We start from the raw sequence: 26,153 nt of genomic DNA, 5'->3' as shown, positions 1-26,153 counted from the left end.
CTTAAATCAGTTTCCTTAAAGAAAACAATTAGCTTTCTCAATACTATCCATTTACAAACGGATAATTCCGTACCTTTGTCAAAATTCATTATGAAAAGGGATATCAATATTTTTGAGTTTCCTCTTAATTTAGGACTTACAAAAAAGGATCATGAGACTGAGCCCGGAGTCAGAAAACTTCCGGATTGGCTCAGAAAATTTGATTTTCATAAAAGAATTGGCCCTCAACATATTTTCAGACTGGAAGCTCCGGAATATGCCATGGATTTCGATGAAGACTCAGGGGTTAAAAATGCAGATGCCATTATTGGATATGCTAAAAAGCAGGCTAACCTTATTCTGAACAACTATGATAAGAATACTTTCAATATCATGCTCGGTGGGGACTGCAGTATTCTGATCGGAACCGCAGTTGCATTAAAAAAACTGGGAAACTTCGGACTTTTTTATCTTGATGGTCATACCGATTTTATCCCACCAGAATTATCAGAAAGCGGAGGTGTTGCCGGAATGGATCTTGCGATAGTTTCCGGAACTGGGCATGAAAAGCTAACCAATATTGATGGGCTAAAGCCTTATTTCCTTGAAGAAAACATCTTTTGTAACGGTAATGCAGAGACAGATGACGAGGAATATGTCAGCCAGATCATCAATTCCAACATTCATTATTATGACCTTGAAAATCTCAGGAAAAACGGATTCAGAAAAACTGCTGAGGACTTTTTGAAAATGACAGCTGAAAAAAAGCTGGATGGTTTCTTTATCCATTTTGATGTGGATGTTTTAAAAGATGAAATCATGCCGGCAGTAGACAGCAGAATGGAAGATGGAATAAGCTATGATGATCTGCAGGAAATGCTGATCCCACTGATTCATCATCCTGATTGTTTTGGAATAGAGATCACTATTTTAGATCCCGATTATGATAAAGATGGATTTTATACCCAAGTTTTTGTAGAAAAATTAATTCAAATTATAAAAAATAAAGAAGACTAAATGAAGAAGACCATAAAAAGAACGTTTAGAGTCTCAAAGTATGTGATCTATAAAGAAACGCTGGTTGATTACAAAGAGCATTTCTGGTCATTTTTGGGTGCCTTTTTTGGGATTGGGCTTATTGCATTCATCCAGTCCCATTCTTTAGCTGAGACAGAAAATATATTCCTTATAGGTTCTTTTGGAGCCTCCAGTGTTCTTATTTATGGAGCTATTCAGAGTCCTTTGGCTCAACCCAGAAACCTGATAGGCGGACATGTTTTGTCAGCTCTTGTAGGTGTTACAGTGTATAAACTTGTTCCGGATATCATCTGGCTCTCTGCTCCATTGGCCGTAGCTTTTTCCATTGTCATTATGCAGTACACCAAAACTCTGCACCCACCAGGCGGCGCAACAGCCCTTATTGCTGTAAGTTCCACCGGGAAAATACCTGAATTAGGGTACTGGTACGTTATCTCTCCTGTTTTATCAGGGTGTATTATCCTGCTGATTGTGGCATTATTCTTCAATAATATAACGCGCAACAGAAGTTATCCTTCCCACAGCAGATTTATAAGATTGTTAAAGAAAAGACATACCAAACACACAAAATAAATAGTATGAACTGCCTGGAATGTGGCGAAAAGATTATCGGAAGGTCTGACAAAAAGTTCTGTAACGATGCCTGCCGGAACGCCTATAATAATAAACAGAATAAAGATTCTACCAATCTGATGCGGAATGTAAACAACAAGCTCCGCAAGAATTATCGTATCCTTGTAGAAATAAATACTGATGGCAAAACTAAAGTAGCAAGGTCTAAACTGGATGGCTTAGGTTTTGACTTCGATTATTTCACCAATATGAAAGTCTATAAAAACGGATCTGAATATAAATTTATTTATGATTACGGATACAGGCTTTTGGAAGATGATTTTATACTGATTGTAAGAAATCAGGCATAATCCTCCTACACCACCAAACGATATAAATATGAAAGAAATTGTTCTGATTACAGGAGCTAGTGGTATGATTGCCCGGGAACTCGCAAAAAAATTAGAAAATGAATATAGTCTAAGGTTTCTTACCCGAAAAAAGAAGCACGATAATGAATATGAATGGGATATTACAAAGAAGACAATAGAAGAGTCTTCTTTGGAAAATGTTTCCCATATCATTCATCTGGCGGGTGCCAATATTTCAGAAAAGCGATGGACTGATGAAAGAAAAAAGGAATTAATTTCCAGTAGGGTGGATTCTGCGGCATTGCTTCAGAATACTTTAAAAAAGAAAGGGATAAAACTTAAATCCTTTATTTCAGCTTCAGGTATTAATTTTTATGGAACTCAAACGACTGAAAAAATATATACCGAAGAGGATCAGCCGGGAAATGATTTTTTAAGTGAAGTGGTTGTTTTATGGGAAAGAGCAGCCGATCATTTCGAAGAACATAACCTTGCAGAAAGAGTAGTTAAAATCCGTACAGCTGTTGTACTTTCTGAAAAAGAAGGGGCATTAAAAAAAATGGTTCCTCCTATTCAATATTGCATAGGATCTCCTTTGGGCAGTGGAAAACAATATATGCCGTGGATTCATATTGAAGATATCTGCTCTATGTATGAGTTTGCTTTAAGCCACTCCTCTGTTCACGGTGCTTATAATGCTGTTTCCCCACAGCATACCACCAATAGTGAACTGACCGGAAAGATCGCTGAAGTGCTCAAAAAACCCTTACTGATGCCTAATGTTCCGGCTTTTGTTTTAAAACTTTTATTTGGAGAACTCGCCACGGCTATACTGGAAGGATCAAGGGCTTCTTCACAGAAAATTCAGGATGCAGGCTTTCAGTTTAAGTTCCCGGACCTTAAAGAAGCCCTGAAAGACTTATTAAAGTGAAATAAGCGATAACAATCTTTAGTAGTTCTATATGGAAAACCTTTTAATTCTAAAAAATATATCCAGACATATTTCACTCAGCGGACAGGAAATTTCCTATTTTATTTCCTTATTAAAAGAGAAAAAGGTTCAGAAAAAAGAACTGATTTTAAAACAGCAACAAGTCTGCAAAGAAATCAGTTTTGTTCAGTCCGGTGTTCTTAGAGCATTCTATATGGATGCTGCAGGAAAAGAATCTACCATTATGTTTGCTGTTTCTGATTGGTGGATTACCGACATGTTCTGTTTCATCAACCAACAACCTGCCATACTGAACATTGAAGCTCTGGAAGACAGTGTTATTTTGCAGTTACAAAAAGACAGCCTCGATGAGCTGTACCTTAAAATACCGAAGTTTGAAAGATTCTTTAGAATTATGATGCAGAATGCCTATATAAGAGAGCAGCTCCGCATTATTGAGAACCTTTCTCTTTCAGCAGAAGAACGATATGACAGCTTTCTCCAAAAATATCCTCTGGCTGCCCAACGGGTTACTCAAAAACAAATTGCTTCATATCTGGGCGTTACTCCCGAGTTTTTAAGTACCATAAAAATAAATAAACAGAAAAATAACATCTCTTAATCTACATTATTTTTTTTACCTTGTAAGTTCCGTTATTTTATGCAAAAAAATATGCTTATACTTATTGCAGGTCCCTATCGCAGTGGGACAAATGATGATCCGGAACTGATTCAGCAAAACCTTCATAACCTTGAAGCTGCAGCACTTCCTATTTTCAGAAAAGGACACATCCCTATCATTGGAGAATGGATTGCATTGCCATTAATCAGTCTTGCGGGCTCTATCCAGATTGGGGATGAGGCATGGCAGGAGATACAATATCCGGCTGCTCACCGTATTTTAGAAAAATGTGATGCCATTTTTCGGATACACGGAGCTTCAAAAGGAGCTGATGAAGATGTGAGAATTGCCCAGGAAAAAGGCCTTAAAATTTACTATAACACAGAAGATATACCCGATGCAAAATCTTAATATTACTATTTTAAAAACAGAGATCCTGTCAGATAACTGGTATACTTTAAACAAAGTTACTTATACCATTCTAAAAAAGGACGGAACTACAGAAACCCAAAGCAGAGAAGCTTACGACAGAGGAAATGGAGCAGTCATCCTGCTTTACAATACATCTTCCCATACTGTTATTCTGACAAGACAGTTCCGTTTGCCTACCTATATTAACGGGAATTCAACAGGAATGCTTATTGAGGCCTGTGCCGGCCTTTTGGATAATGACAACCCCGAAGACTGTATCAAAAGGGAAACGGAAGAGGAAACAGGATATAAAATTTCTAAAGTTGAAAAGGTATTTCAGGCTTATATGTCGCCAGGTTCTGTGACAGAAATCCTTTATTTCTTCATCGCTGAATATTCTGATGAAATGAAAATTGCTGATGGCGGCGGTCTTGAAGAAGAGGGAGAAAACATTGAAGTATTGGAATTGTCTTTTGAAAAAGCTCTCCAAATGGTAGATTCAGGAGAAATCAATGATGCCAAAACAATTATGTTACTCCAGCACTTACGGGTTAAAAGTATTTTATAACAAAAATAATTACTGAGAATGAGACTCCCAATCATCCTATTTTCAATGATAACCTGCACAACGATTAAGTATTAATGACCAAGGCTTTACGAATAACCATTTTTAAAATCCTGGCTCTGTTTTCAGTACTTATTTTCAGTATTCTCATGCTGAAAACAATTTCCCAGTATACGAGTTTTGAAAAAAACGTGGGCTTTCTTATGTTTAAGCAACAGGTAGTCCGAAACCCATACTGGCTGACCTTTTTTTACATTCATATCTTTTCTGTTACGCTTTGTCTTTTAGCTGGCTTAACGCAGTTTTCCAGCCGTTTCCTGGCTGAGAACAGAAAACTCCATACAATCATAGGCAAGATGTATGTTTATAATATCCTTATCATCAATGTCCCAGCCTGTTTTATCCTGGGTCTGTTCTCTAACGGAGGTTTAATCGGGATTACGGGATTTCTGCTGCAGGATAGTCTCTGGGCCTATTTTACCATAGCAGCAATTCTTTCCATTAAAAAAGGAAAGATAATCAGCCACCAAAACTATATGATTCTAAGTTATGCCGTTACTACAACGGCCCTTACTTTCAGAATCATTAAAAACCTTTTTTATAATGAAGAATATCATGATTATGAGCTTTTTTATGGGATCAATGTATGGTTGGCCCTATTCATCAATTTATTCATCGCATACTTAGTTTTTAGAAAAAAAACTCCTTTATCGGCTAAGATTAAGATTCATAAAGAAAATAATAAAGGCAGTGAAAAGAATCAAAAGAAATGAACTGATAAATACCAAAGTATTTAAATAAAAGGCATATTTACTTTTTTGAGTCCATCTTTTAAAAAGACGCATCACCAGGTAAGAAATTCCCCCAAATATGATAAGGGTAAAGATAAAAAAAACATAGGGCAAGATCCAGTTCATATGATTAATTAATTGATGTAAAACTATTATTTTAAAATTAAAAAACAATATCTGCCCATCAATAATATCATGCGTGATTAAAAAAATGAAATTATGGAAATAAGAAACATAGACCATCTCGTATTAACCGTTGCAGACATTGATAAAACGGTTGATCTCTACATTCAGGTTATCAGAACTTCATTGAGGTAAGCAATTATACAGATTCGGATTTCAAATAACTACAAGCATATTATTATAGTAAAATTTTCAACATAACATGCACAATTCATGCTGTTTTCAACATTAACCATTTGTGTTTATAAAGAAAAATATACTTGAAAAGTACAATATTTTGGAAAAAAATAAATACAAATAAAGAAACAGCTTAAATAAAAGTTAATGTAAAAAAAGCGCTCATTTATTTAGTTATTATTTCACTATAAAGTTACTTATTTTCTTTGTCAGTTGTTTTGAGTATAGTATATTTGTCAAACAAAACCAACAAATAATGAAACACGAAAAAACAGTTCCCCCTATCTGGTTCCCAAACAGATGGAGTATATTCTTTTATAAACAGACACTAACAACTTAAAGTAAGTTTAGTCTGTAATTATCCTTTATTTTTATTAGAAAATTATATATGACAAGGTGTGAGGATAGTTTGTTTTCATAAAACGAATACATCAGCCTCGCCCCCATCCATAATCATATTATAAGTATTTGAATCATTATAGAAAGATAAATACAGCCAACTTATAATTGTACAATCAGCATTAGTATAAAACTTATACTAATCAATTGCTTTTATGCTATAGTAAAGCATTCATTATAATAAATTAAAATATAAATTATGGAAAATCAAGAAAAATTATTCGAAAAAGTGTACGAGATTTTAGGTGATATTACGGAATGTAATCCGAAGGAAATTCAGCCGGATACCAATCTGCTACACGATATGGGAATGACTTCCCTCATGGGGCTTGAAGTGTTGGTAGAACTGGAAAGAAATTTTCAGGTCAGCCTTGATGAAGAGCTTTTGGCTAATATGACTACCCCAAAGGATATTGTTAAAGTTTTGGAAGAAGAATTAGCAAGCTAAAATCTTGACTTTTTATTTCTATTTTGTTTAAAATATGAACAGGTAGGGAATAAAATAATATATCAAAATCAACTTATTGTAACAAACCAACACAAAATATGATTGACAATATTGATGTCGATGATTTGGTGATTGGAGCGGGTCTCTGTGGTTTAACATACGGCTTAACAGCTGCCACAGAGGGACGCTCTGTCGTCATTAGCGAGGCACATCATAAAGTAGGCGGCTATGCTACCAATTTTTACAGAAACAAAAGAAAATTCATTTTTGACTGTAGCCAGCATAAAGTAAGCGGGCTTAGAGAGCATGTAGGAAACCTTTGGAATACTCTAAAAAGACTGGAACTTCATTCTCTGCTGGAAGAATTTCATCTGCATGAAGAAATTGGAACCGTAGTGTATAGAGGCAACTTTATCAGAATTCCCTCAGAACCGAATGAAATTAAAGAGACTCTTACAACATACTTTCCGGACGAAATCACGGGAATAGAACGTCTTTTTAAAGACATAGAAACCCATGGATACCAACATTATATGTTTTTCAGAAGACTGATGAACGAGTATACCATCAACAAAGATATTTTAAGAGAAAGCAGGGGCCTCTCTAAAATAACAGCACGGCAATATTTTGAAACGATATTTAAAGGAAATGATATCATTGAAGTTCTCAGTCCTATTGCCATCTATTCGGGGTCTATTTCCAATGAAGTGAATGCTTTTTATTTTCTTCACTGTCTGTATGCTATGTTTTATGGAGGCCAGGCCTATGTAAAAGGGACAGGACAGCATCTCTCTGATGTATTGCTTAAAGAATTTATCAATCGTGGGGGGATTCTGTTAAAAAAGAACCCGGTCTATGAAATGGAAGACCATAATGAATATATGCTCGTCAAAACCCGGAAAAATATGATCCGGGCCAAAAATGTAATTGCAACCTGCCCTCCGGAAGATGTGCTGAAAATGCTGAATAAACAGGAATATACAGACCGCTTCCAAAGTGTTATCAATAATTTTGAGGTGGGCTGGGGACATTTTTGTGTATACATTGTGATCTCGGTTCCTCCGGAAGAAGTTGACATTTTTTCACCCGAATACCTTTTGGTTTCAGATTCAGGAGACGATTTTACGAAAGAAGACTTTGAAAATGACAGATATTATGATCTTTTTACCCTGAGCATAAGTAATTACCATAGGTTTGATCCTGCCGGCGGCTATGTCATCCAGCTTGTCATGCTGGATCATGGAGACCGATGGTTTCATCTTTCAGAGGAAGAATATACTGCCAGAAAACAAAAAATTCAGGATAAGTTTATAAAAAGAGCCCTTAAGACATTTCCAAAACTGGAAGGAAAACTGATCTATACAGAATCATCAACACCAAAAACAAATTACAAATTTACTCTTGCTACCAAAGGCTCTGCTTTTGCCTATAAAATGCTCCCCAGAACCAATTTAAACCTGCTTAGTGACTTCCCCAATGACAAAATTAAATTAGTCAGCACCTGGGCAGGAGGTCCGGGTTATGAAACCGCCATGTGCTTTGGCTTTACACAAGGTAAATTATTGAGTAAAAACACAAAATTATGAATCCGCTAAAGAAAAAAACACTCAGTCCAAAATTTTCAGATCTGCTGGAGAAGCTTAATAAAGCATCTGAGAAAAAGCAAATGAGCCTGCTTCTGGACCATCCCTGGGATGAACCCACAGATCAGGTATGGCTCAAAAAGAGAGAGAATATTTCCATCTATGGAACTCCGTATTATGATCTTGCATCAGAGGAAGAAAGAAGGCTTCTGTCTGTATATGAAACAGGAGCCTGGTGGTATACATTTATTGTATTTGAAAACCTGGTTTCGGAATATTATATGAAAATTGTAAATCATGGTTCTCTGAAAAGATTTCCGGAGGTAGTACAATATATACATCATTTCTGTAAAGAAGAAATTGTACATGCCATGGTCTTCCGAAAAGCAATGAATTATTTCAATATTGCTCCGTTTCCTGTTCCTTTAAACTTACGGGAAATATACAGCCATAATGCTTCCATGTCTGAATTTCCGCTGAAAGCCATCTATCTCACTATTTTAATAGAATGGCTGGCAGAAAACAATGCCATGGAAGACTGTAACAGCAAGGAAATTTCCAAGCTTTCCCGGGCAGTAGCTGTAGAACACCATAAAGAGGAAGCAAGACATATAGAATGGGGAAAAAATATGATCCGGGAATTTATAGATGTTGTTCCTGAGTTTTTAAACGAAGCCCGGGAAATTACAGCTCCCATGCTGAGAAGTATGCTGGACATGTCCATATCCAGTATAATGGTATACGCCAGAGTAGGCTTTAAAGATAAAGCATTTAAAAATTATAAAGAGCTTATCCCAACTGTTCTGAATGCTGAAAACAGAAAAAAAATCAATTCAAGAATCATGGCTCCCATGATGAGGTATTTTATAGAAATAGGAATCTGTACCTACGAGAATATAGAAATATGGAAAGCGAATGGTTTTGAAAAAGATGTTGAAGATGCTATCGGGTTTTTTAAAAAGAAATCAGCTGATGAAAGCGATATAGACAATGTAATGGATAAAAATTATGATTAAAGAAGACATTTCACAAAACTAACATTAATAAACATTAAATTTTCGATATGCACATTAACTTAGACGGCAGGCATTTTCTGGTGACCGGCGGAGGACGCGGAATCGGGAAAGCTATTGTCCGACAATTACTTTCTTCAGGAGCTTCTGTATCGTTCACCTATAACCGGGGTCAGGAAGCTGCAGAGAAATACCTACAGGAACTTTCAGCAGAGTTCCCGGATAAAATAAAGTTATATCATGCAGATATCCAAGATGAGGAACAGTCAAAATCATTAATAGAAACTGTTGAAAAATCCTCATTAGGACCGTTGTATGGACTCATCAATAATGCTGGAATTACTGCAGATGCACCATTTTTCAGCATGACCCACGATATGTGGAAAGACGTAATCAATACCAACTTAAATGGAACCTATTATCTTTCCAAAGCGGTCATAAAATCATTTATCCGGAAGAAGAATTCAAAAATAATCAATATTTCATCTGTTTCCGGTGTGCGTGGTGCTATAGGGCAGGCTAATTATGGTGCCTCCAAAGCAGCCATTATCTCCCTTACCAAAACACTTGCCTTAGAATTTGCCAGGTTTAATATGCAGGTGAATGCCGTAGCTCCCGGATTTATAGATACTGAAATGGTTGCCCAAATGAATGAACAGGATAAGAAAAAAATAGACCAGATGATCCCCATGAAAAGAATGGGAATTCCTCAGGAAGTTGCTGACCTGGTCACTTTTCTCTGTTCTCAAAAAAGCAATTATATGACCGGCCAGACATTCATCATTGATGGTGGATTAACCTTATAAATAAACACAAACCAATATGAAAAGAGTTGTTATTACAGGAATGGGAGTTGTAAGCCCGCTAGCTTGTGAGAAAGATGATTTCTGGAAGAAAATACTCAATGGAGATACCGGAGTCAGTGATCTTACCAAGCTGGATTCCTCAAATTATAAAGGAATAACAAGAGCTGCAGAAGTGCATCTTGAAAAAGAATATCAAAATATAGACGTCATTGAGCATTTCCGGCCTTATGGAAAGGCTGTTACTTATGCTGCCGCTGCTGTAGATATGGGATTAAAAGATGCAGGGCTGGAAAATAGGTTGAGCCAGAAAAATAACTATGGAATTATCCTGGGAACAACGAATGGCAATCAGGATATTGTAGAACGTATCGTAGACGAATGGGATCTTGGTATGGAGCATGAAGAACTCGATCCTAAGGCAGCCGAAACCCTGAATAGATTCCGGCCTGTAGAACTGAGTGCCGGTATTGCAAAATATTACCATCTGGGTGGAACCAATATGGTTATCCCTACGGCCTGTGCAGCCGGGAATTATGCTATAGGAACAGCTTATTCCATGATTCAGGAAGGCCGGTCTCCCCTTATCATTGCGGGAGGAGCAGATCCTTTTACAAGATCATGTTATACTGTATTTTACAGATTAGGGGCAATGTCAAAAAATGATTGCAAACCTTTTGATCAGGATAGAACAGGGATGATTGTAGGAGAAGGTGCAGCCGTTTTAATTCTTGAAGAGTTGGAGCATGCTCTGGCCAGAGGAGCAAAAATTTATGGAGAAATAAAAGGATATGGACTGGCTTGTGACGCTTATGATCCTACAGCACCGGATCCTGAAGGTTCAGGAGCTACATTATCTATGTCTAATGCTCTTGTTTCAGGTCATATTGACAGAGAAAACATTACCTATATAAGTGCTCATGGAACCGGAACAAAGGCCAATGATGCTCATGAGATCAAAGCAATGCGTAATGTTTTTGGAGAAGGAATAAATACTTTATATGTGAACGGAATAAAGTCTATGCTGGGACATTGTATGGGAGCAGCAAGTGCTCTTGAAGCGGTAAGTGCAGTTCTATCATTATATCACCAGCAAATTCCAAAAAATAGAAATACAGAAAAAATCGATGAATCTTTTAATATCAACTTTCAGATACAGCCACCCGCGGAAATAGAGCATCATATAGAACATATTCTAAGTAATTCTTTTGCTTTTGGCGGTAACATCTGTAGTGTAATATTCAGTAAATATGATGCAAATTAATCCAAAAACCGATATTGTAATTTCTGCTATTGGCTTTAACAGTCCGTATGGAACAGAAATAAATGAATACCTTAACAATTTGGAAGATCAGCCCCTATCTTCTTCTATCATTGAAGATCATGATCCTCAGAAATTTTTAAAACCCAAAGGCCAGCGTTTTCTGAATAAAGCCACATTGATTTACTGTAATGCAGCATTTCAGTCTATTCATAACCGGGATTTAGGGAAGTACATACAAAGCAATCCGGAAAGGATTGGGCTCTATGACGGGACGGAACTGTCTAACCTTGAAGACTGTTTTATTTTCGATTTAACAGCTAAAAATCAGGGGCCGGACAGAGTAAGCCCTATGAAGGCACCCAGTACAATAGCTAATGCAGCAGCCAGCCAGATGGCTATACAAACAGGAATAAAAGGACCTAACTTCAGTGTATGTGCAGGAATGGCAGGAAGTCTCCAGGCATTAGATATTGCTTACCTCCATCTGAAATTGGGAATTATAGATTATGGAGTAACGGCTTCTACGGAAGTACGGAATTCCTATCAGAAACTAATACAAAAAAACCAGCGAGATAAATCTCCGGAATTGGGTATCTCTATGATTCTGGAGCGCCAGGAGTCTTTAGAAAAAGATAACAGAAAGCCTTTAGCCCGGATTAAAATGTTGCATTCTGAAACCTATACCCAAGATGCTATTCCTTTTGAAACCTATTTATATGAAATGCTATTCCCCATTATAAAATTAAATGATACTGATACGATCATTATCTCCGGCGGAACTTCTACAATACATATCAATAGATTCGAAAGTTTATTTAAAGAAAACAGTCTTCCTGTAACAGTACTGTATCCTGAGGATAAATTCGGAGATCTGGATAATGCCGGTGGAATGTTAGGTATTGCCTATGCTATTTCAGTATTTAATGGGCAAAACGCTCACAGAACAGACAAAAAAAACATCCTTGTCTTGTCGGCAGATCCATCGGGGACCGTAATCTACACCATTATAGAAAAAAACAGCATATAGTATGAAAGCCATTTTAGAATCCTATCAAATCACCCAAATAGTAAAATACCGATACCCTTTTTTACTCATAGATAAAGTCACCGAATATGTAAAAGGGGAAAGGCTAAAAGCCGTTAAAGCTGTTTCTATGGGAGAACCTTATTTTGCAGGGCATTTTCCTGATTTTCCCATCATGCCAGGGGTCCTCATTACCGAAGCTCTTGCTCAGGCATCTTCATTAATGATGGTCCTGGATAGTCTGGATTGGCAAGCCGGCAGTATAATTCCGGCTTCTGAACCGGCTTCAATGGGAGTATTGGGAAGTGTTCAGATCAGCTTTTTACAATCCGTACTTCCAGGAAATTTATTGGAACTGGAGGTCAGCATAGATTGGAAAAAGGGATCAGCCAGTTCTGTGAACGTTAAAGCATCCGTAGAAGGCTCTGTCTGTGCAAAAGGTAAAATCACGGTGATGTCTGTTGATAAAAGTAAAATCTCTTCTTAAGTATGAATACTCCTATTTTATTCTGTATTCCTTATGCAGGTGGGTCATCCATGTCTTTTTCAAATATAACCAGCCTGATCAATATTGAAGGACTGGAGATTAAGTGCCTGGAACTTCCGGGAAGAGGTCTCCGACATAAAGAACCGCTACTCTCCTCTCTGGATGAGGCCGTGGATGATCTTTATGCCCATGTAAAAGATAGTCTGGGACCTCTGCAAAGACCAATTATCATCTGGGGCCACAGTATGGGTGCTATTTTAGCCCTATTGGTTTCGTCCAAATTAAGTAAACATCAGTTCAATATGGTTGGGGTATTGGTTTCAGGAATGAAAGCGCCTACCCACCAGTCACCTCCTCACACCTTGTCAGAAAAGGCTAAGAATAAATTATTATCTGACCTTTTACCTATCAAGTATGAGCAAAATAAAGAAGCTCCCCTTTTTCAAAAGATTTATAAAAAAAGAATGGAGATTATGGAAAAAGATGTAGAAATATTGGAAAAGTACCAGAATGATAATTGGGCAGATATGTCTGTATCCAATACTATAGCCGTCATCATGGGTGAAGATGATGAGCTATATCCTACCCTGTCTTATTATGAAAACTGGCAACTTCATACCTCAGGCAACACTGAATTCTTTCCAATAAAGGGGAATCATTTTTTCCCGATGCAGCATCCGGAAAAAACCGCAGGATTACTTACTCGGATAATAACACAACTATTGAATTAAAACCATCTATTAACTTAAAAAAAAACAAAAAATGAAAAAATTATTATTCTTACCGGCAATCGCCTTGCTCAGCCTAACGTATTCTTGTTCCAACGATAGTATGACAATGGAACCTATTTCTGAACCTAATGCTCAAGTATCAGCTTTATCAATGTCCAGAAATGCCTCATCGCTGTCTGCTTATTTTGGTGATAATATAGACTTCAACAGTTTACCCAATTATGCCAATCAAAATATTCCAATGTATATATTCAGGAACAATATTCCGTTCATTAATCGTATTACAAATGAAGGGGCTACCTTGGGAAGGGTTTTATTTTATGATAAGAAGCTGTCCAGCAACAATACCGTCTCGTGTTCCAGCTGTCATAAACAGGAATTGGCATTTGGAGATAATAAAATAGCCAGCCAGGGAGTAAACGGAACAACGGGCAGGCATTCCATGAGGTTGATCAATGTGAGATTTGCAGAAGAAGCCAGATTATTCTGGGATAAAAGAGCAACCTCTCTGGATACCCAGACTACCATTCCTATCAAAGATCATTTGGAAATGGGTTATAGTGGTACGAACGGAGCCCCGTCGTTTAATAATCTGATCACAAAACTTCAGGGGTTGGATTATTATAAAGAACTGTTTACAAGAGCATATGGCAGTCCGGAAATCACTGAGGAAAAAATGCAGAAAGCACTGGCCCAATTTGTCAGCAGTATCATCTCTTTTGATTCAAAGTATGATGAAGGAAGAACTATGATTGCATCAGATTTTCTTGATTTCCCTAACTTCACCGCAGAAGAAAACCTTGGCAAAAAGCTGTTCATGGAATTTCCTGTTGCAGTACGTGGAACCCGCGCAGGAGGTGGTTTAGGCTGTGCGAGCTGTCACCTGGCTCCGGAATTTGGAATGAGTGCCTTAAGTGGTAATAATGGCGTCATTGATAAAATAGGGAGCACTGATATAGATCTTACGGTTACCAATTCTCCTTCAATGCGGGATCTTGTCAATTCCAATGGGCAGCCTCATGCTCCTATGATGCATTCTGCCGTGTTTTCTACATTGGAGCAGGTAATAGATCATTATAATAATATTCCACAAGATCCAAGAAACAATAAACTGGATAACAACCTTCGGTTAAGAGGTTTAAATGCTACACCAGCAGAGAAAAAGGCGGTTATTGCCTTTATGAAAACCCTTACCGGAAAAAATGTTTACAAGGATAAAAAATGGTCAAACCCATTTATTAATTAATTGAATATCATGCAGAAAGCCGGCTTTTGCCGGCTTTCTGCATGATATATCCATATTACTTTAATCAGTTAAAGCCGAATTTAGAAAACAGTCCCGGTTTTTTCCATGATGCCCTGTATTCATCAGCAATAGAATTATAATCTGGAAATGAACACACATAATCCAATAGAATGTGTGCTTCCTTAAGATTGCCGGATTGGTACAAAACTGCGGCCTTTGCCAGCTCTACACCCTCCATTAGCTTGTCATATCCCCATTCTTCATCATGATAGATAATAGAAAACCTTTCAGCAAGTGATAAAGTATGGTCTTTATGATTTAGTTTACTATAAACTCTAACTCCGTAGCTAAGCCAGAGCACATAATCTTCAGGATCCATGATTTCTGCATTGAAAGCATCATGGTCACTAAAGACAGACGCTGCTTCCTGATATGCTCCATGAAAATAGTTGCTCTTTACCATCATATAGAGTGTTTTAGCCCTGTCGAAATCATCCAGCAGAAAATCTTTTTTGCTTTCCAAATATTTATGGGCAGTAATGGTAACCTTTCTGTAATCTTCGTGCTCATTATAGATCTGCATCAGAATATATTGTGGATGAGGTTCCCGGGGAAAGCGTTCGGCAAGTTTTTCATAATAAGATTGTCTGGTTATATGATCTTCGGTATCCAGACGCTGATACATTATTTCCTCCAAAACGTTTTTTCCTGCCTCCAGATCCCTGTAGTCGTAGTCATTAATTTCAGGATGTTCCATAGTGTGCTGATAAAAATAAGTAAGCATTTCCTCAGCATTTTTGTAAACATTATCGCATCCCAGCAGGCAATGAACCTCAATTTGGCGTGCTTTATAGTATAAATTTTTATAGAAATAGTCTTCGTCTTCATCATCATAAAGACTGAAATAATTGTTCAGTGCTTCCGCAGTCTCTTCATCATTTTCACCTTCTAATAAAGCATCTATTCTTACAAGATGAAGTTCCCTGAATTCTGAATATGTAAGCCCTTCAGAAGCTTTGGCAGCAGAAGCATCATGATCTCCCTGCAATACATATTTGATGGCTAAGTTATTACAGCACATCGCTCTGGTATGCAGGTCATTGTAATAATCGCTTTCAAATTTTCCTTCTTTATAATATCTTCGGAAAGCTTTATCAGCTTGCTCATATACCATACGGCTCACATCTATCCATTGCAGCTTATCACTTTCATCCTCTGTTTCTTCTATAAACTCATTGATACAAACCCCTTCGTTGTAAATGTCTGTGGGGAAATCGGAAAATGCAGGAATTTCAGCCGGTATCACTTTATAAAGATGATATTCCGATTCTGCTTTCCGTCTCCATGCCGTTACATTTGATGATAATGCCACGGCCTTTTGCAGGAAGGGTATGGCTTCAGCATAGCGTTTATTTTCATAGAGATAGGTTCCGGCAAAATGGTAGCCTGAGAAAAGTTCCGGATGTGTAGTAATCACTTCAAGAGCATGCTCATAATAAAAATATCCAGAAATATTCAGCAGGTCAGCATAGTTTCTTTCAATGATCAGCTGATAATAGAAAATATCAGACGGGCTGTACCCCTTTTGAATCAATTCTGCAAAACGATGATGCCATTCTACGAGCTTTTCCTGTATATGTAAAGCACTGTTAGTCCCTTTAATAGCTTTCAGCATCATCTTCAATGAAAGATCCGGAGCATTATTTTCATAAGCTATATCCGCAAGGTTGATAAAATCATAATCATCTCTGCTTACAAAAGTGAGGTGTCCCTGCTCAATAAGGCTTATTAATTCCTCTCCTGAGATCATTTTTTCGCGGTCCAGCAGATAGATTTTTTTGATCCAAAACAATGAGGTATTCTTATCCCTCAGCTCACGGTTGTTTGCAAATGCTCTTTGAAAGTAATATATTCCAGCTTCAAGACTGTTTAAAAGAGCTTCATTTTCACCCAGGGATTCATATATTTTCACTAAAAAGTCATAGCCGTAGGCTTCGTATCCTGCATGATCCAGTAAACGTTCCGCATATCCTATGAATTCGGCCTTATTGGCTTCAGTAATATGTTTTTTCATCCTGCCTATCTGCATCAATGTATATTCGTTGCTTAAAGGATAATCCAGGATATTATAAAGTGCTTTAAGGTTGTTGGGATTTAGCTTTAGGATTTTGCGGAGATAAGGAATTACCTTATCATGTATAGCACTGTATACTTCTTCATGTCCTTCGTCATACACACTGTCATGATGAGCCACTGCCATTAAAAATAATACCTCTTCATTGTCAGGATTGGATAATAAATATTTTTCGCCCTCTGCAATACACTGCTCCAGTTCTCCACGGTAAAACAGCTGTTCAAAATTGTTGTACATTATTAATATTTTGTCTATAATTTGATAGTTATATTCTGTCTGCTTTAGAGGCTTCAGAATTTTGATTTGGTTTGCAAAAATAAAAAACAAAATTAAAAATAGGGTAAAACACCCATAAAATCAGCAATAATATAACATTAAATATATATAAATTTGTTTGTATAAACTCAATACATCTGATAGAGAAAAGTTTAGCATCATCATTCTAAATAGCAGATTAATAAATAAAAAATTAAAATCTTATTAAATCAGAAAAATATCTACATAAAATTGCACCTAATCCTTTAATTTTCAAATTTAAAGCCTTAATTTTGAGGCGAAATTCAGAAAATTCAGATTCTTCAACAGCTATGCACATGAAAAAAATGATGATCGGGCTTTGTTCGGCCCTGTCTGTTATTGTTTTGGGACAAAAAAAGCCCTCAAAAGTAAGTAATCTTACCCCTTACAGCTATCAGACATTCAATTGTGACAACAAAGGATATTTTGATGCTGCCAAATATGAGAAAGAAGAAATAGACGGCGTTAATAAACTACTATATAAATTCAATGGGGTCCATTTTGATACGAATCCTATTTTTAAACTTTCCAGCCTTGAAGAGATCCGCAAAAATAAAGAAGCTCATTTAGAAAACCTGGAAAAACAGTATCAGGAAAAAAAAGAAGAGCTGTACAGTCTTAAGGTGATCGATTTGCCTGTTTGGAAAAATCTGTATGAGAATGCTATTCAGACTTTTGAAAATGAGTATGAACTGAACAGGGAAGAGATTATGGCTTTCTCTGATCCTGCAACCCTCAAAAACAGCAAATTTTACAACACCTGTAGAGAACCTATAGACGCGATATCTTCTCCCGACCGGGAAAAAATGTTTGAGGCATGGAAAAATTTCACGGAACTAAAAAGCAAAAATAACGCAGATCCAAAAGCTGTAATGGCGAGGTTTGATCTTAAAATGAATGATCCTCAAAAAGAGGATTACGCTTTGATTGATTTAATTGGCCTTAGTTTTCACAACTGTGCCAACAGCAGCTTCAGACAAAAACGTGAAGATGAAGGAACGGTTTACAAAGATTTTGATAAAATTTTCATGAAGCTGAAAAAAAATTGTGAAGAGTTGTAAGATGTACAATATAAAGGTTGAATATCTCTCTTCTAATGCTTTCAAGATATTGTTTATCTTATCCTTACATAATCTGTTTCAATATGTTTTCATTTCCTTTTTTAAGATAAAAACCAAAGCACCTCAGAAAATCTGAAGCGCTGTAGATGGATCAATGTCTGAAGATCCGGAAAGATACTTTCGTTTATAAGGTTACCACTATTTTACCTACTACCCGTTTGGTTTCCATTTCCAAATGGGCTTTAGCCATTTCCTCAAAAGAAAAGATTCTATGGATATGAGGAATCAAAGACTTATTTTCAAGTAAATCTGCAATGGCCTGGATTGTTTCTTTTTTGGAAGCCACCATCATAAACTCCAGATTTACATTCTGTTTTTCCGCTTTATCCTTTATGTTTTGAGGGATCTCAGGCGAAGGCAATGTCACAATGATACCTCCGGGCCGCACTATATCTATTGATCTGAGCAGAGTATCTCCCTGAATAGTATCGATAACAATATCAATATCTCCAGCTATATTCAGGCTATCTTTTTGAGTATAATCAATATGCTCATCCGCCCCAATCGACAGCACAAAGTCCCTATTATTTGCAGAGGAAGTTCCTATCACATAAGCTCCAAAATATTTAGCAATCTGTACCGCAAAATGGCCAACTCCTCCTGAGGCAGCATGAATAAGAACCCTGTCGTTTTTTTTGATTTCAGCAACATCCACTAAAGCCTGATAAGCTGTTACTGCCGCTAAAGTAGCCGCTGCAGCTTCTTCAAATGTATGATGTTCAGGAATCAGAGCCAGATGGCTTTCAGGAGCAGCTGTATATTCTGCATAGGCTTTTCCGTTCCCAAAAAAGTTGACCATTCCAAAAACTCTGTCCCCAACTTTAAAAGCCGTTACTTCCTCCCCTATTTCACTTACTTCACCGGCAATATCCCAGCCTAAGACCACCGGTCTTTCATCCCTATATATCCAATTGAGAACATGATCATATGCCCTTGCATTTACATCAACAGGATTGATACTTATTGCTTTTACCTGCACCAATACTTCATTAGTTTTTATTTGCGGTTTTTCCGTATCAGTCAACTGCAGCTTATCGACACCTCCGGCTTCATTTAAAATAATTGTTTTCATTATATTTTTACTTTAAGTTTAAAACAAAAGTAAATTAATGCTATATTACAGACAAGTATGCACTTTTTTGTACTCTACATACTAAAAGTATACTATTACTGATTATCAAAGGAATAATTTTAATAAAATCATGAAAAAATATCTAAAAGACGAACCTTCCTGCCCTGTAGACTATGCATTTAAGAGAATTGGCGGAAAATATAAAGGCAGAATATTGTGGTATCTCCATGTAAAGACGATCATGCGTTACGGGGAATTACGAAAAACGATCTCCGATATTACCCCGAAAATGCTTACCCAGACTTTGCGTGAGCTGGAAGATGACAGCCTTATCAGCAGGAAAGTATATCATGAAGTTCCCCCAAAGGTAGAATATTCTTTAACCGAAGTAGGACAGCAGCTCATTCCTTTCATCGATTATTTGCGGATATGGGGAAATGAACAAATGGAGAAACAAAAAGTAAAGCAAACAGTATAATAAGATTATAAAAAAGCGCCTCAGAAATCTGAGGCGCTTTTAGGTTAATTAAGGTTTGTTATTTAGTCTATGTGTTTCGGAGTAAATCCGTCTTCACTTAGTTCTTTATGTACATAGTCGGCTTTCATTTCAGTTTCGTAGTCTACTTTTTCATGTTTACCCATTCTTCTTAGAATTGAATCAAACAATGAATACACTACCGGTACAATGATCAGCGTCAGGAATAATGATGATGTCAAACCACCAATAATAACCCAGGCCAGTCCGTTGTTCATCTCTGCTCCTGCCCCTTTTGCAATCGCAATTGGGATCATACCGAAGATCATCGCAATCGTTGTCATCAAAATCGGACGAAGACGGGCATGGTTGGCCTGAATCAAAGCGTCATGCGTATTGGCACCTGCTTCTTTTCTCATATTCGCAAAGTCGACGATCATAATCGCGTTCTTCGCTACCAGACCAATCAACATGATCATTCCCAGCATCGTAAAGATGTTCAGTGAATTTCCGGTGATGGCAAGAATTACCATTACCCCGATCAATGCCAGAGGGATGGAGAACAATACTACAAACGGATAAACAAATGAATCATATAGTGAAACCATTACCAGGTACACCAATACAATAGCAGCCATCAATGCAATTCCCAGGGTACCGAAACCTTCGGTCTGGTTTTCCATATCACCACTCCAGATATAGCTTACTCCTGCAGGTTTGGTCTTTTCGTTATCCATGAACTGAGCAGCCCATTCGTTGGCAACATCTCCTACCGGACGACCTACTACTTTAGATTTTACCTTTACAGAAGGCGCTTTATCTCTACGTTCCAATAAGCTTGGCCCTGAACCCATTTTCACATCTGCAAACTGGCTAAGTCTGATCTGCTCACCTTGAGGATTGGTAAACATCAGGTTTCTAACATCATCAATCGACTGTCTGTTGGCATCACCAAAACGGATGTTGATATCATATTCATACTCTCCGGCTCTGAATTTTCCATCTGTATTTCCACTGAATGCGGTTTGCATCGTTTGACCTACACTGGAAAGATTTAAGCCTAAAGAAGCCATTTTATCTCTGTCGATATTTACCTGAACTTCCGGACTTCCAGAATCGGTTGATAATTCTGCATCTACAGAACCAGGAACTTTTTTAAGCAATTCAAGGATTCTGTTTGCTTCCTTATTGGCTGTTTCGTTATCCTGTGCTGTTACCACCATTTCAATTGGCGCATTATCTGCTCCCATTAATCCGATCGGTGCGGTTTTAAACTCAACTCCGGTGAATTTTTCTTCTAACGCTCTTTTTATTTTAGCAGACTTGATATCTGTACTTTCATTACGCTCAGATTTATCTACCAGGATCACCTGTATTTCTGACTGATACAAAGTTGCCTGCGCTCCACCAAAACCTGATGACTGCTGACCAACCGTTGTAATCATATCTACTACATCCTTATCATTTCTAAGATATTTTTCAACCGCTAATGTCACCTGATTCGTTTTTTCAACAGAAGCATCTTTTGGTAATTCCATCTGAACAAGGAACTGTCCTCTGTCCATTTTAGGGAAGAATTCACCACCGATAAATCCAAAAGCAACTAACATAAATGAAGAAATCAGGATAATGAATGTTACAATCACAGTCATTACTCTTCTTAATGTTGATTTTAAAGCCCATTCCAAAATTCCTGTGATCCAGTGTGTGAATTTCTCCAATTGTTTTTCAAACCAAAGGATAAATTTCTCGAAAGGGTTTTTTCCTGTTAAATGTACTAACTTTCCGAATCTTGATGATAACCAAGGAATAATTGTAAATGATGCCAATAAAGAGAACATCGTTGCAATAACCACTGTAACACAGAACTGTGCCAGGATATCAGCTACCAACCCCGAACTCATTGCAATCGGTAAGAATACCACCACGATTACCAGGGTAATAGCCGTTACCGTAAATCCAATCTCTGAAGCACCGTCGTAGGCTGCACGAATTCTGCTTTTCCCCATCTCCATGTGACGGTACACGTTCTCCAAAACTACAATCGCATCATCCACAAGGATACCAACAACCAATGAAAGTCCTAATAAACTCATCAGGTTTAAGGTATACCCCATCAGATACATCCCGATTACCGTTGCAATCAATGACATCGGAATAGAAACCATTACGATAAATGCGTTTCTGATGTTGTGAAGGAACAATAGCATTACCACTGCTACCAGGATAATCGCTAAGAATAAATCGAAGATTACGTGGTCTGCTGCTTCAAGTGTAAAGTCTGTGGTATCATCTACAATATTGATTTTAACTCCCTGAGCTTTATAATTGTCCTGAACCTGAGCAATTGTTTTCTGAATTGCTTCAGAAACCGAAACTGCATTGGCATCAGACTGTTTTTTTACCTGAAGTAAAATAGTCGCATTCTGGTTGTATCTTGCTACTTTTTCTACATCTTTCTGGGTATCAAAAACTGTGGCAATATCGGAAAGACGAACCTGTGCCCCGTTTTTATTGGAAACTACCAGATTGTTCATTTCTTGTACACTTCTATACTTTCCTGAAAGTCTGATGGTAGACCTTGAAGTTCTTGTTTTAAGCGCACCTGTAGGGAAATCTAAGTTGGAAGAAAGGATCGCCTGCTGTACATCTCCAATGGAAAGTCCGTAACCCTGCAATTTCTTTTCATCTAAACTTACCTGAATTTCTCTTTCCTGTCCACCTACAAGATCAACCTGAGCAACTCCGTTTACACGGGAAAAAATAGGCTCTATTTTTTTATCTAAAAGGTCATAAAGATCCTTGTTGTTCAGTTTATCACTGGAAATACTCAACGTCATGATCGGAAGATCATCCAATGAGAATTTTTGTAAAGAAGGTGGATCTGCATCATCAGGGAGGTCTGCCAGAATAGCATTTACTTTTCTCTGTGCATCATTCAAAGCATAATTTACATCAGCTCCTGTGTTCAGCTGAACCATAATTACTGATAAACTTTCGTAAGAAGATGATTCTACTTTTTTTACGTTTTCCAAAGAACCTACGGCATCTTCAATCTTACGTGTCACCGAAGTTTCCACCTCTGCAGGCGAAGCTCCCGGATACACCGTAGAAATGGTTACCATATTGGTTTCAAATTTCGGAATCAATTCATACCCCATCATGGAGTAGCTTAATAAACCTCCCAATGTAAGGATCGTAAACAATACGATGACAAGGGACGGCCTTTTAATGGATATTTCTGCTAACTTCATCTGCTCTTACTTTACGATATTGATTTTTGAACCGTTGTCAAGGTTGATCTGGCCGCTGGTAATTACCTGCTCACCGCCATTAAGACCGCTGATGATCTGAACTTTATCACCATATACTTTTCCGGTTTTTACAGTAATCATTTTAGCAGTTCCGTTCTGAACGATGAAGATCTGTCCTGAGCTTACCCCGTTCGCGAAAGCTTGAGCAGGAACCGTCAACATATTCTGAGTTTCAGCACCGTGATTGGTTTTGAACAAAGCGGTTGCGTACATCCCTGCTTTTAGGTTCCCTCTGTTCTGAACTTCAATTTCAACCGGGAAATTTAAAGAAGCATCACTTTTAGGAGCAATGAATGTAATTCTTCCGCTGAAAGAATCATCCGGTAAAACGTTGACCGTAATTGGAACTTCCTGACCTAACTGAATTCTTCCCACCTGGCTTTCGTCTACCAGTACAGAAAGTTTAAGACTGTTGATATTAACGATTTCAAACATGGAAGTTCCTACTGAAACTACAGTTCCGGGCTCAACCATCTTTTTATTGATCGTTCCGCTGATTCCTGCACGGATGCTGGTATCATTTACCCTTACTCCCTGCGCTCTTACCGCTGCCTGTGCATTTTTCAGCTGTAATCTTGAATTATCAACCTGTTGCTTGGTAACACCTCCGGTTTTAAAGGCATTTTCGTAACGTTGGTTGTCAATAATTGCATTTTGCAAATTATTCTGAGCCTGAGAAACATCTACTTCAATTGCATCTTTTTTGATCACTGCCAAAGTCTGTCCTGCAGAAACTCTTGACCCTTCTTTTACCAAAACGCTTACGATACGTCCAGCAATTTCAGAAGACTGATTCATTTCCTGCTTTGGAATGAAAGTTCCGTTGGCTGAGTAATCTGTGTCGATATTTTCTCTTGAAACCGTTACCACATTCACGTTGATTTTATCTACCTGCTTGGCAACTTCTTTTACTTCCTGTGTCTGTTTTTCTTTATTATCTGCAATCTTATAAGCTGCCAGACCTATCAGTACAGCTGCTACGATGATATATATTAAGGTTTTTTTCATAGTTTATTACGGGTTTTGTAGTGTGTTTAATTCTCCTTTAGCCTTGATTAATTTTATTTCCGCCTGTTTGTAATCCAATAAAGCATTGGCATAGTTCTGTTTTGCCTGGGTAAGAGCATTTTCAGCATCTAAAACCTCTGTAAGCGTTGCCAGCCCATACTGATAGTTGGCCTGAGTATTTTTCTGAACTCTTTCTGCCAGCCCTACATTATCTTTCATGCTTTCGATATTGATTAATGCATTTTCCATATTGGTAATTGCATTTTTATAATCTAAACTTAAGTTCAGTTGGGTATTTTGAATATCTAAATCCAGGTCCTGAATATCAATTTCTGCCTGATTGATCTTGGCTTTGGTAGCTCCTCCGGTGAAAATCGGAACATTAATATTCAAACCAATTGCTGAATAATCACTCCACAGGACTCCATTGTTAATCCCGTTTGTAAGAGGAAATTTTCTACCTTGTCCTCCCCAGCCGTAATTGGCAACCAAACTCACCGTTGGATATAAATAAGCTTCCGTAGCTTTTTTATTAAACTGCAGAAGTTCTCTGTTTTTATTTAAAACTTTGATTTCTGTACGGTCATCAAGGTTTACATTGCTTGCTATCAATTCAGGTTTGGGTTCGATTGTTTTTTCTTCAAGCTCGATATCTGTAGAAATAGGAACTCCCATATAAAATTTCAAAGCATTTTTTGAAAGCTCTACCGAGTTGATTAAGGTCTGCTTATTTGAACCAATATTGGTCAGCTGAACATTGGTACGGTCTAAGTCGATGGCTTTTGCCAATCCGTTATCAACCAAACTCTTGATGACATTCCTTGTTCTTTCCGTATTGGCGTAGCTGGCTTCAACCGTTTTAAGATTCTCTTCCTGAACAAAAACCTGATAATAGGCTGTGGCTACATTTTCAATGATCTGTTCGTTCGTTAACTGAGCATTCAGAACATAGAATTCTCTTGTAGATTTTGCCGCTTTAAGACCGGTAAAAACTCTTTGGTCAAATATGGCTTGCTGAAGCTGTACAGAAGCTGTTGAACTCCATGGCTGTCCCAGCTGCGCTCTGATTCTTTCTCCTCCGAATTCAAGCAAAGATTCCTGAATAACAGGATTGTAAGTTAAGCCTGCTGTGGCACTGATCTGCGGTAAAGCTCCAGCTCTTGCCTCATCAATTTTATATTCAGCCTTTTTGATCTGCAATGCTGCTTTTTTGGCTTCTGCCTTATTTTGCAGTGCCTGCTTGATGGCTTCCTGTAAAGAAACCTGTTGCTGGGCAGATACGGATGAAAAGCCGAAAATCATAAATGCTGCAGCTATCCCAATTTTTAGCTTATTAGCAGTTATACGTTTTCTTTTCATAATTTTATACTTCGTTTATTTTTTTAATGTAATTTTTCTCACAAATGTTTTTATTCCTAAAGGACGAATCATTTCTTAAAATACTTTAACATTTTTTTAATTTTTGAAAAGCATATTGATAATGATCTCTTTTCTGTCGGAAATAATTTCATCATATTCTTCATCACTGATCATCAGATTCTCCATAAATAAAGGCCTTATGGCACTTGGAAATACAAGTAGTGAAACCATATTCAGAATAAACTGAACAGGAGCCATTTTTTCAATATTCCCCAGTTCCATTTCTTTTTCAATATCCTTGTAAAGCGCATCCAGGATATCTTCTTCAATTTCTCTTTGATGACAGGTTCCTTTATTGATCTGAGAAACAATATAAGTTTCCAGATAGGGATACTGTAGGCTTGTAGCAAGACTGCTTTCTATAAACTCGCTCATTTTCTCTTTAAAGGGAAGGTCTGAGGTCTGAATAATTTTTGATTTCTCCTGTTCCACTTTCTGCGCTTCATCGAAAATAATCTGAATCAGATTATCTCTTGAGCGGAAATAGTAGTTAATCAGTGTTCTGTTCACTCCGGCTGCATCAGCAATTTCCTGCGTTGTAGCATCAAATTTTCCTTTCACAAAGAATAAATTCTTCGCCGTCTCCTTGATCAATTCCTGTGTTTGGTCTTTTTTTGCTTGATTTGACATTATTGTTAAACAATTTTGTGCAAATGTAAATCAAATTTTATTTTTGACAAAATTGTTAAACAAAT

General features: G+C 37.4%; 25 protein-coding genes. 19 read left to right on the top strand and 6 right to left on the bottom strand.

Annotation, left to right across the window (positions count from 1 at the left end; genetic code table 11):
- Nucleotides 1–90 precede the first annotated feature (90 nt).
- From MP478_RS06395 to MP478_RS06315, 17 genes are all read left to right on the top strand, one after another.
- Nucleotides 91–996, top strand: a complete 906-nt coding sequence (locus MP478_RS06395) for an arginase family protein (protein WP_257199959.1) — start codon at nucleotides 91–93, stop codon at nucleotides 994–996.
- Nucleotides 997–1,590, top strand: coding sequence for an HPP family protein (locus MP478_RS06390; protein ID WP_257188989.1), 594 nt, complete (start codon nucleotides 997–999; stop codon nucleotides 1,588–1,590).
- Between the two features lie 5 nt (nucleotides 1,591–1,595).
- Nucleotides 1,596–1,940 carry a hypothetical protein gene (locus MP478_RS06385; RefSeq protein ID WP_230035190.1) on the top strand — a complete coding sequence of 115 codons (345 nt, stop codon included), beginning with the start codon at nucleotides 1,596–1,598 and terminating at the stop codon, nucleotides 1,938–1,940.
- 28 nt (nucleotides 1,941–1,968) lie between these two features.
- Nucleotides 1,969–2,871, top strand: coding sequence for a TIGR01777 family oxidoreductase (locus MP478_RS06380; protein WP_257199958.1), 903 nt, complete (start codon nucleotides 1,969–1,971; stop codon nucleotides 2,869–2,871).
- 31 nt (nucleotides 2,872–2,902) lie between these two features.
- Nucleotides 2,903–3,493 carry a Crp/Fnr family transcriptional regulator gene (locus tag MP478_RS06375; RefSeq protein ID WP_257199957.1) on the top strand — a complete coding sequence of 197 codons (591 nt, stop codon included), beginning with the start codon at nucleotides 2,903–2,905 and terminating at the stop codon, nucleotides 3,491–3,493.
- A 51-nt stretch (nucleotides 3,494–3,544) separates the two neighbouring features.
- Entirely contained in the window at nucleotides 3,545–3,904 is a 360-nt protein-coding gene (locus MP478_RS06370; RefSeq protein WP_257199956.1) for a DUF4406 domain-containing protein, read from the top strand.
- Entirely contained in the window at nucleotides 3,891–4,472 is a 582-nt protein-coding gene (gene nudK, locus MP478_RS06365) for a GDP-mannose pyrophosphatase NudK (RefSeq protein ID WP_257199955.1), read from the top strand. The genes MP478_RS06370 and nudK overlap by 14 nt, the downstream gene beginning before the upstream one ends.
- Nucleotides 4,473–4,672: 200 nt before the next feature.
- Nucleotides 4,673–5,242 (top strand): DUF2306 domain-containing protein, encoded by a 570-nt coding sequence (locus MP478_RS06360; RefSeq protein WP_257199954.1) that lies wholly within the window; start codon nucleotides 4,673–4,675, stop codon nucleotides 5,240–5,242.
- Between the two features lie 976 nt (nucleotides 5,243–6,218).
- Nucleotides 6,219–6,467, top strand: coding sequence for an acyl carrier protein (locus tag MP478_RS06355; protein WP_230035179.1), 249 nt, complete (start codon nucleotides 6,219–6,221; stop codon nucleotides 6,465–6,467).
- 98 nt (nucleotides 6,468–6,565) lie between these two features.
- A complete protein-coding gene (locus tag MP478_RS06350; RefSeq protein WP_257199953.1) occupies nucleotides 6,566–8,053 on the top strand; it encodes an NAD(P)/FAD-dependent oxidoreductase in 1,488 nt (495 codons plus the stop codon).
- Nucleotides 8,050–9,066 carry a diiron oxygenase gene (locus MP478_RS06345; RefSeq protein WP_257199952.1) on the top strand — a complete coding sequence of 339 codons (1,017 nt, stop codon included), beginning with the start codon at nucleotides 8,050–8,052 and terminating at the stop codon, nucleotides 9,064–9,066. Before MP478_RS06350 ends, MP478_RS06345 begins: the two co-directional genes overlap by 4 nt.
- 47 nt (nucleotides 9,067–9,113) lie before the next feature.
- Nucleotides 9,114–9,869 (top strand): 3-oxoacyl-ACP reductase FabG, encoded by a 756-nt coding sequence (gene fabG, locus MP478_RS06340; protein ID WP_257199951.1) that lies wholly within the window; start codon nucleotides 9,114–9,116, stop codon nucleotides 9,867–9,869.
- Nucleotides 9,870–9,885: 16 nt separating this feature from the next.
- A complete protein-coding gene (locus tag MP478_RS06335; protein WP_257199950.1) occupies nucleotides 9,886–11,130 on the top strand; it encodes a beta-ketoacyl synthase in 1,245 nt (414 codons plus the stop codon).
- A complete protein-coding gene (locus MP478_RS06330) occupies nucleotides 11,117–12,157 on the top strand; it encodes a beta-ketoacyl synthase N-terminal-like domain-containing protein (RefSeq protein WP_257199949.1) in 1,041 nt (346 codons plus the stop codon). The genes MP478_RS06335 and MP478_RS06330 overlap by 14 nt, the downstream gene beginning before the upstream one ends.
- Before the next feature lies 1 nt (nucleotide 12,158).
- Nucleotides 12,159–12,641 (top strand): 3-hydroxyacyl-ACP dehydratase FabZ, encoded by a 483-nt coding sequence (fabZ, locus tag MP478_RS06325; RefSeq protein WP_257199948.1) that lies wholly within the window; start codon nucleotides 12,159–12,161, stop codon nucleotides 12,639–12,641.
- A gap of 2 nt (nucleotides 12,642–12,643) precedes the next feature.
- On the top strand, nucleotides 12,644–13,372 hold the full coding sequence (locus tag MP478_RS06320) for a thioesterase II family protein (protein WP_257199947.1): 729 nt from the start codon (nucleotides 12,644–12,646) through the stop codon (nucleotides 13,370–13,372).
- A gap of 31 nt (nucleotides 13,373–13,403) precedes the next feature.
- The gene (locus MP478_RS06315; RefSeq protein ID WP_257199946.1) at nucleotides 13,404–14,618 is read left to right on the top strand and encodes a cytochrome-c peroxidase; all 1,215 of its coding nucleotides are present in this window, start codon (nucleotides 13,404–13,406) and stop codon (nucleotides 14,616–14,618) included.
- A gap of 64 nt (nucleotides 14,619–14,682) precedes the next feature.
- Here MP478_RS06315 and MP478_RS06310 read toward each other — a convergent pair whose 3' ends face one another.
- Complete coding sequence (locus MP478_RS06310) at nucleotides 14,683–16,989, bottom strand: lipopolysaccharide assembly protein LapB (protein ID WP_257199945.1); 2,307 nt, start codon at nucleotides 16,987–16,989, stop codon at nucleotides 14,683–14,685.
- 356 nt (nucleotides 16,990–17,345) lie between these two features.
- Between MP478_RS06310 and MP478_RS06305 the strand changes: the two genes are divergently transcribed.
- On the top strand, nucleotides 17,346–18,110 hold the full coding sequence (locus MP478_RS06305; protein WP_257189004.1) for a hypothetical protein: 765 nt from the start codon (nucleotides 17,346–17,348) through the stop codon (nucleotides 18,108–18,110).
- A gap of 184 nt (nucleotides 18,111–18,294) precedes the next feature.
- Here the strand turns inward: MP478_RS06305 and MP478_RS06300 are convergent, their stop codons facing one another.
- Nucleotides 18,295–19,242, bottom strand: coding sequence for an NADP-dependent oxidoreductase (locus MP478_RS06300; protein WP_257199944.1), 948 nt, complete (start codon nucleotides 19,240–19,242; stop codon nucleotides 18,295–18,297).
- A 130-nt stretch (nucleotides 19,243–19,372) separates the two neighbouring features.
- Here MP478_RS06300 and MP478_RS06295 point away from each other — a divergent pair, with 130 nt between their 5' ends.
- Nucleotides 19,373–19,720: a helix-turn-helix domain-containing protein gene (locus tag MP478_RS06295; RefSeq protein WP_257189006.1), complete on the top strand. Its 348-nt coding sequence runs from the start codon at nucleotides 19,373–19,375 to the stop codon at nucleotides 19,718–19,720.
- A gap of 62 nt (nucleotides 19,721–19,782) precedes the next feature.
- Here the strand turns inward: MP478_RS06295 and MP478_RS06290 are convergent, their stop codons facing one another.
- The 4 genes from MP478_RS06290 to MP478_RS06275 all read right to left on the bottom strand — a co-directional run bounded on the left by MP478_RS06290 (nucleotide 19,783) and on the right by MP478_RS06275 (nucleotide 26,088).
- Nucleotides 19,783–22,971 (bottom strand): efflux RND transporter permease subunit, encoded by a 3,189-nt coding sequence (locus tag MP478_RS06290; protein ID WP_257189007.1) that lies wholly within the window; start codon nucleotides 22,969–22,971, stop codon nucleotides 19,783–19,785.
- A gap of 6 nt (nucleotides 22,972–22,977) precedes the next feature.
- On the bottom strand, nucleotides 22,978–24,039 hold the full coding sequence (locus MP478_RS06285; RefSeq protein WP_230035150.1) for an efflux RND transporter periplasmic adaptor subunit: 1,062 nt from the start codon (nucleotides 24,037–24,039) through the stop codon (nucleotides 22,978–22,980).
- Nucleotides 24,040–24,045: 6 nt separating this feature from the next.
- A complete protein-coding gene (locus MP478_RS06280) occupies nucleotides 24,046–25,398 on the bottom strand; it encodes a TolC family protein (protein WP_230035147.1) in 1,353 nt (450 codons plus the stop codon).
- Between the two features lie 96 nt (nucleotides 25,399–25,494).
- Entirely contained in the window at nucleotides 25,495–26,088 is a 594-nt protein-coding gene (locus MP478_RS06275) for a TetR/AcrR family transcriptional regulator (RefSeq protein WP_230035145.1), read from the bottom strand.
- Nucleotides 26,089–26,153: the final 65 nt, after the last annotated feature.

Origin of the sequence: Chryseobacterium sp. WG14, assembly GCF_024586945.1 — a bacterium.
Lineage (GTDB): Bacteria > Bacteroidota > Bacteroidia > Flavobacteriales > Weeksellaceae > Chryseobacterium.
This window is presented reverse-complemented; position numbering and strand designations above follow the sequence as displayed.

Excerpts from the sequence above, each read along its gene's own strand:
- MP478_RS06280 (WP_230035147.1), bottom strand. The coding sequence starts at position 25,398 with ATGAAAAGAAAACGTATAACTGCTAATAAGCTAAAAATTGGGATAGCT.
- MP478_RS06320 (WP_257199947.1), top strand. The coding sequence starts at position 12,644 with ATGAATACTCCTATTTTATTCTGTATTCCTTATGCAGGTGGGTCATCC.
- MP478_RS06370 (WP_257199956.1), top strand. The coding sequence starts at position 3,545 with ATGCTTATACTTATTGCAGGTCCCTATCGCAGTGGGACAAATGATGAT.
- MP478_RS06375 (WP_257199957.1), top strand. The coding sequence starts at position 2,903 with ATGGAAAACCTTTTAATTCTAAAAAATATATCCAGACATATTTCACTC.
- MP478_RS06355 (WP_230035179.1), top strand. The coding sequence starts at position 6,219 with ATGGAAAATCAAGAAAAATTATTCGAAAAAGTGTACGAGATTTTAGGT.
- MP478_RS06300 (WP_257199944.1), bottom strand. The coding sequence starts at position 19,242 with ATGAAAACAATTATTTTAAATGAAGCCGGAGGTGTCGATAAGCTGCAG.
- MP478_RS06335 (WP_257199950.1), top strand. The coding sequence starts at position 9,886 with ATGAAAAGAGTTGTTATTACAGGAATGGGAGTTGTAAGCCCGCTAGCT.
- MP478_RS06395 (WP_257199959.1), top strand. The coding sequence starts at position 91 with ATGAAAAGGGATATCAATATTTTTGAGTTTCCTCTTAATTTAGGACTT.
- fabZ (WP_257199948.1), top strand. The coding sequence starts at position 12,159 with ATGAAAGCCATTTTAGAATCCTATCAAATCACCCAAATAGTAAAATAC.
- MP478_RS06285 (WP_230035150.1), bottom strand. The coding sequence starts at position 24,039 with ATGAAAAAAACCTTAATATATATCATCGTAGCAGCTGTACTGATAGGT.
- MP478_RS06290 (WP_257189007.1), bottom strand. The coding sequence starts at position 22,971 with ATGAAGTTAGCAGAAATATCCATTAAAAGGCCGTCCCTTGTCATCGTA.
- MP478_RS06350 (WP_257199953.1), top strand. The coding sequence starts at position 6,566 with ATGATTGACAATATTGATGTCGATGATTTGGTGATTGGAGCGGGTCTC.
- MP478_RS06315 (WP_257199946.1), top strand. The coding sequence starts at position 13,404 with ATGAAAAAATTATTATTCTTACCGGCAATCGCCTTGCTCAGCCTAACG.
- MP478_RS06305 (WP_257189004.1), top strand. The coding sequence starts at position 17,346 with ATGAAAAAAATGATGATCGGGCTTTGTTCGGCCCTGTCTGTTATTGTT.
- fabG (WP_257199951.1), top strand. The coding sequence starts at position 9,114 with ATGCACATTAACTTAGACGGCAGGCATTTTCTGGTGACCGGCGGAGGA.
- nudK (WP_257199955.1), top strand. The coding sequence starts at position 3,891 with ATGCAAAATCTTAATATTACTATTTTAAAAACAGAGATCCTGTCAGAT.
- MP478_RS06385 (WP_230035190.1), top strand. The coding sequence starts at position 1,596 with ATGAACTGCCTGGAATGTGGCGAAAAGATTATCGGAAGGTCTGACAAA.
- MP478_RS06390 (WP_257188989.1), top strand. The coding sequence starts at position 997 with ATGAAGAAGACCATAAAAAGAACGTTTAGAGTCTCAAAGTATGTGATC.
- MP478_RS06275 (WP_230035145.1), bottom strand. The coding sequence starts at position 26,088 with ATGTCAAATCAAGCAAAAAAAGACCAAACACAGGAATTGATCAAGGAG.
- MP478_RS06295 (WP_257189006.1), top strand. The coding sequence starts at position 19,373 with ATGAAAAAATATCTAAAAGACGAACCTTCCTGCCCTGTAGACTATGCA.
- MP478_RS06380 (WP_257199958.1), top strand. The coding sequence starts at position 1,969 with ATGAAAGAAATTGTTCTGATTACAGGAGCTAGTGGTATGATTGCCCGG.
- MP478_RS06310 (WP_257199945.1), bottom strand. The coding sequence starts at position 16,989 with ATGTACAACAATTTTGAACAGCTGTTTTACCGTGGAGAACTGGAGCAG.
- MP478_RS06345 (WP_257199952.1), top strand. The coding sequence starts at position 8,050 with ATGAATCCGCTAAAGAAAAAAACACTCAGTCCAAAATTTTCAGATCTG.
- MP478_RS06330 (WP_257199949.1), top strand. The coding sequence starts at position 11,117 with ATGATGCAAATTAATCCAAAAACCGATATTGTAATTTCTGCTATTGGC.
- MP478_RS06360 (WP_257199954.1), top strand. The coding sequence starts at position 4,673 with ATGTTTAAGCAACAGGTAGTCCGAAACCCATACTGGCTGACCTTTTTT.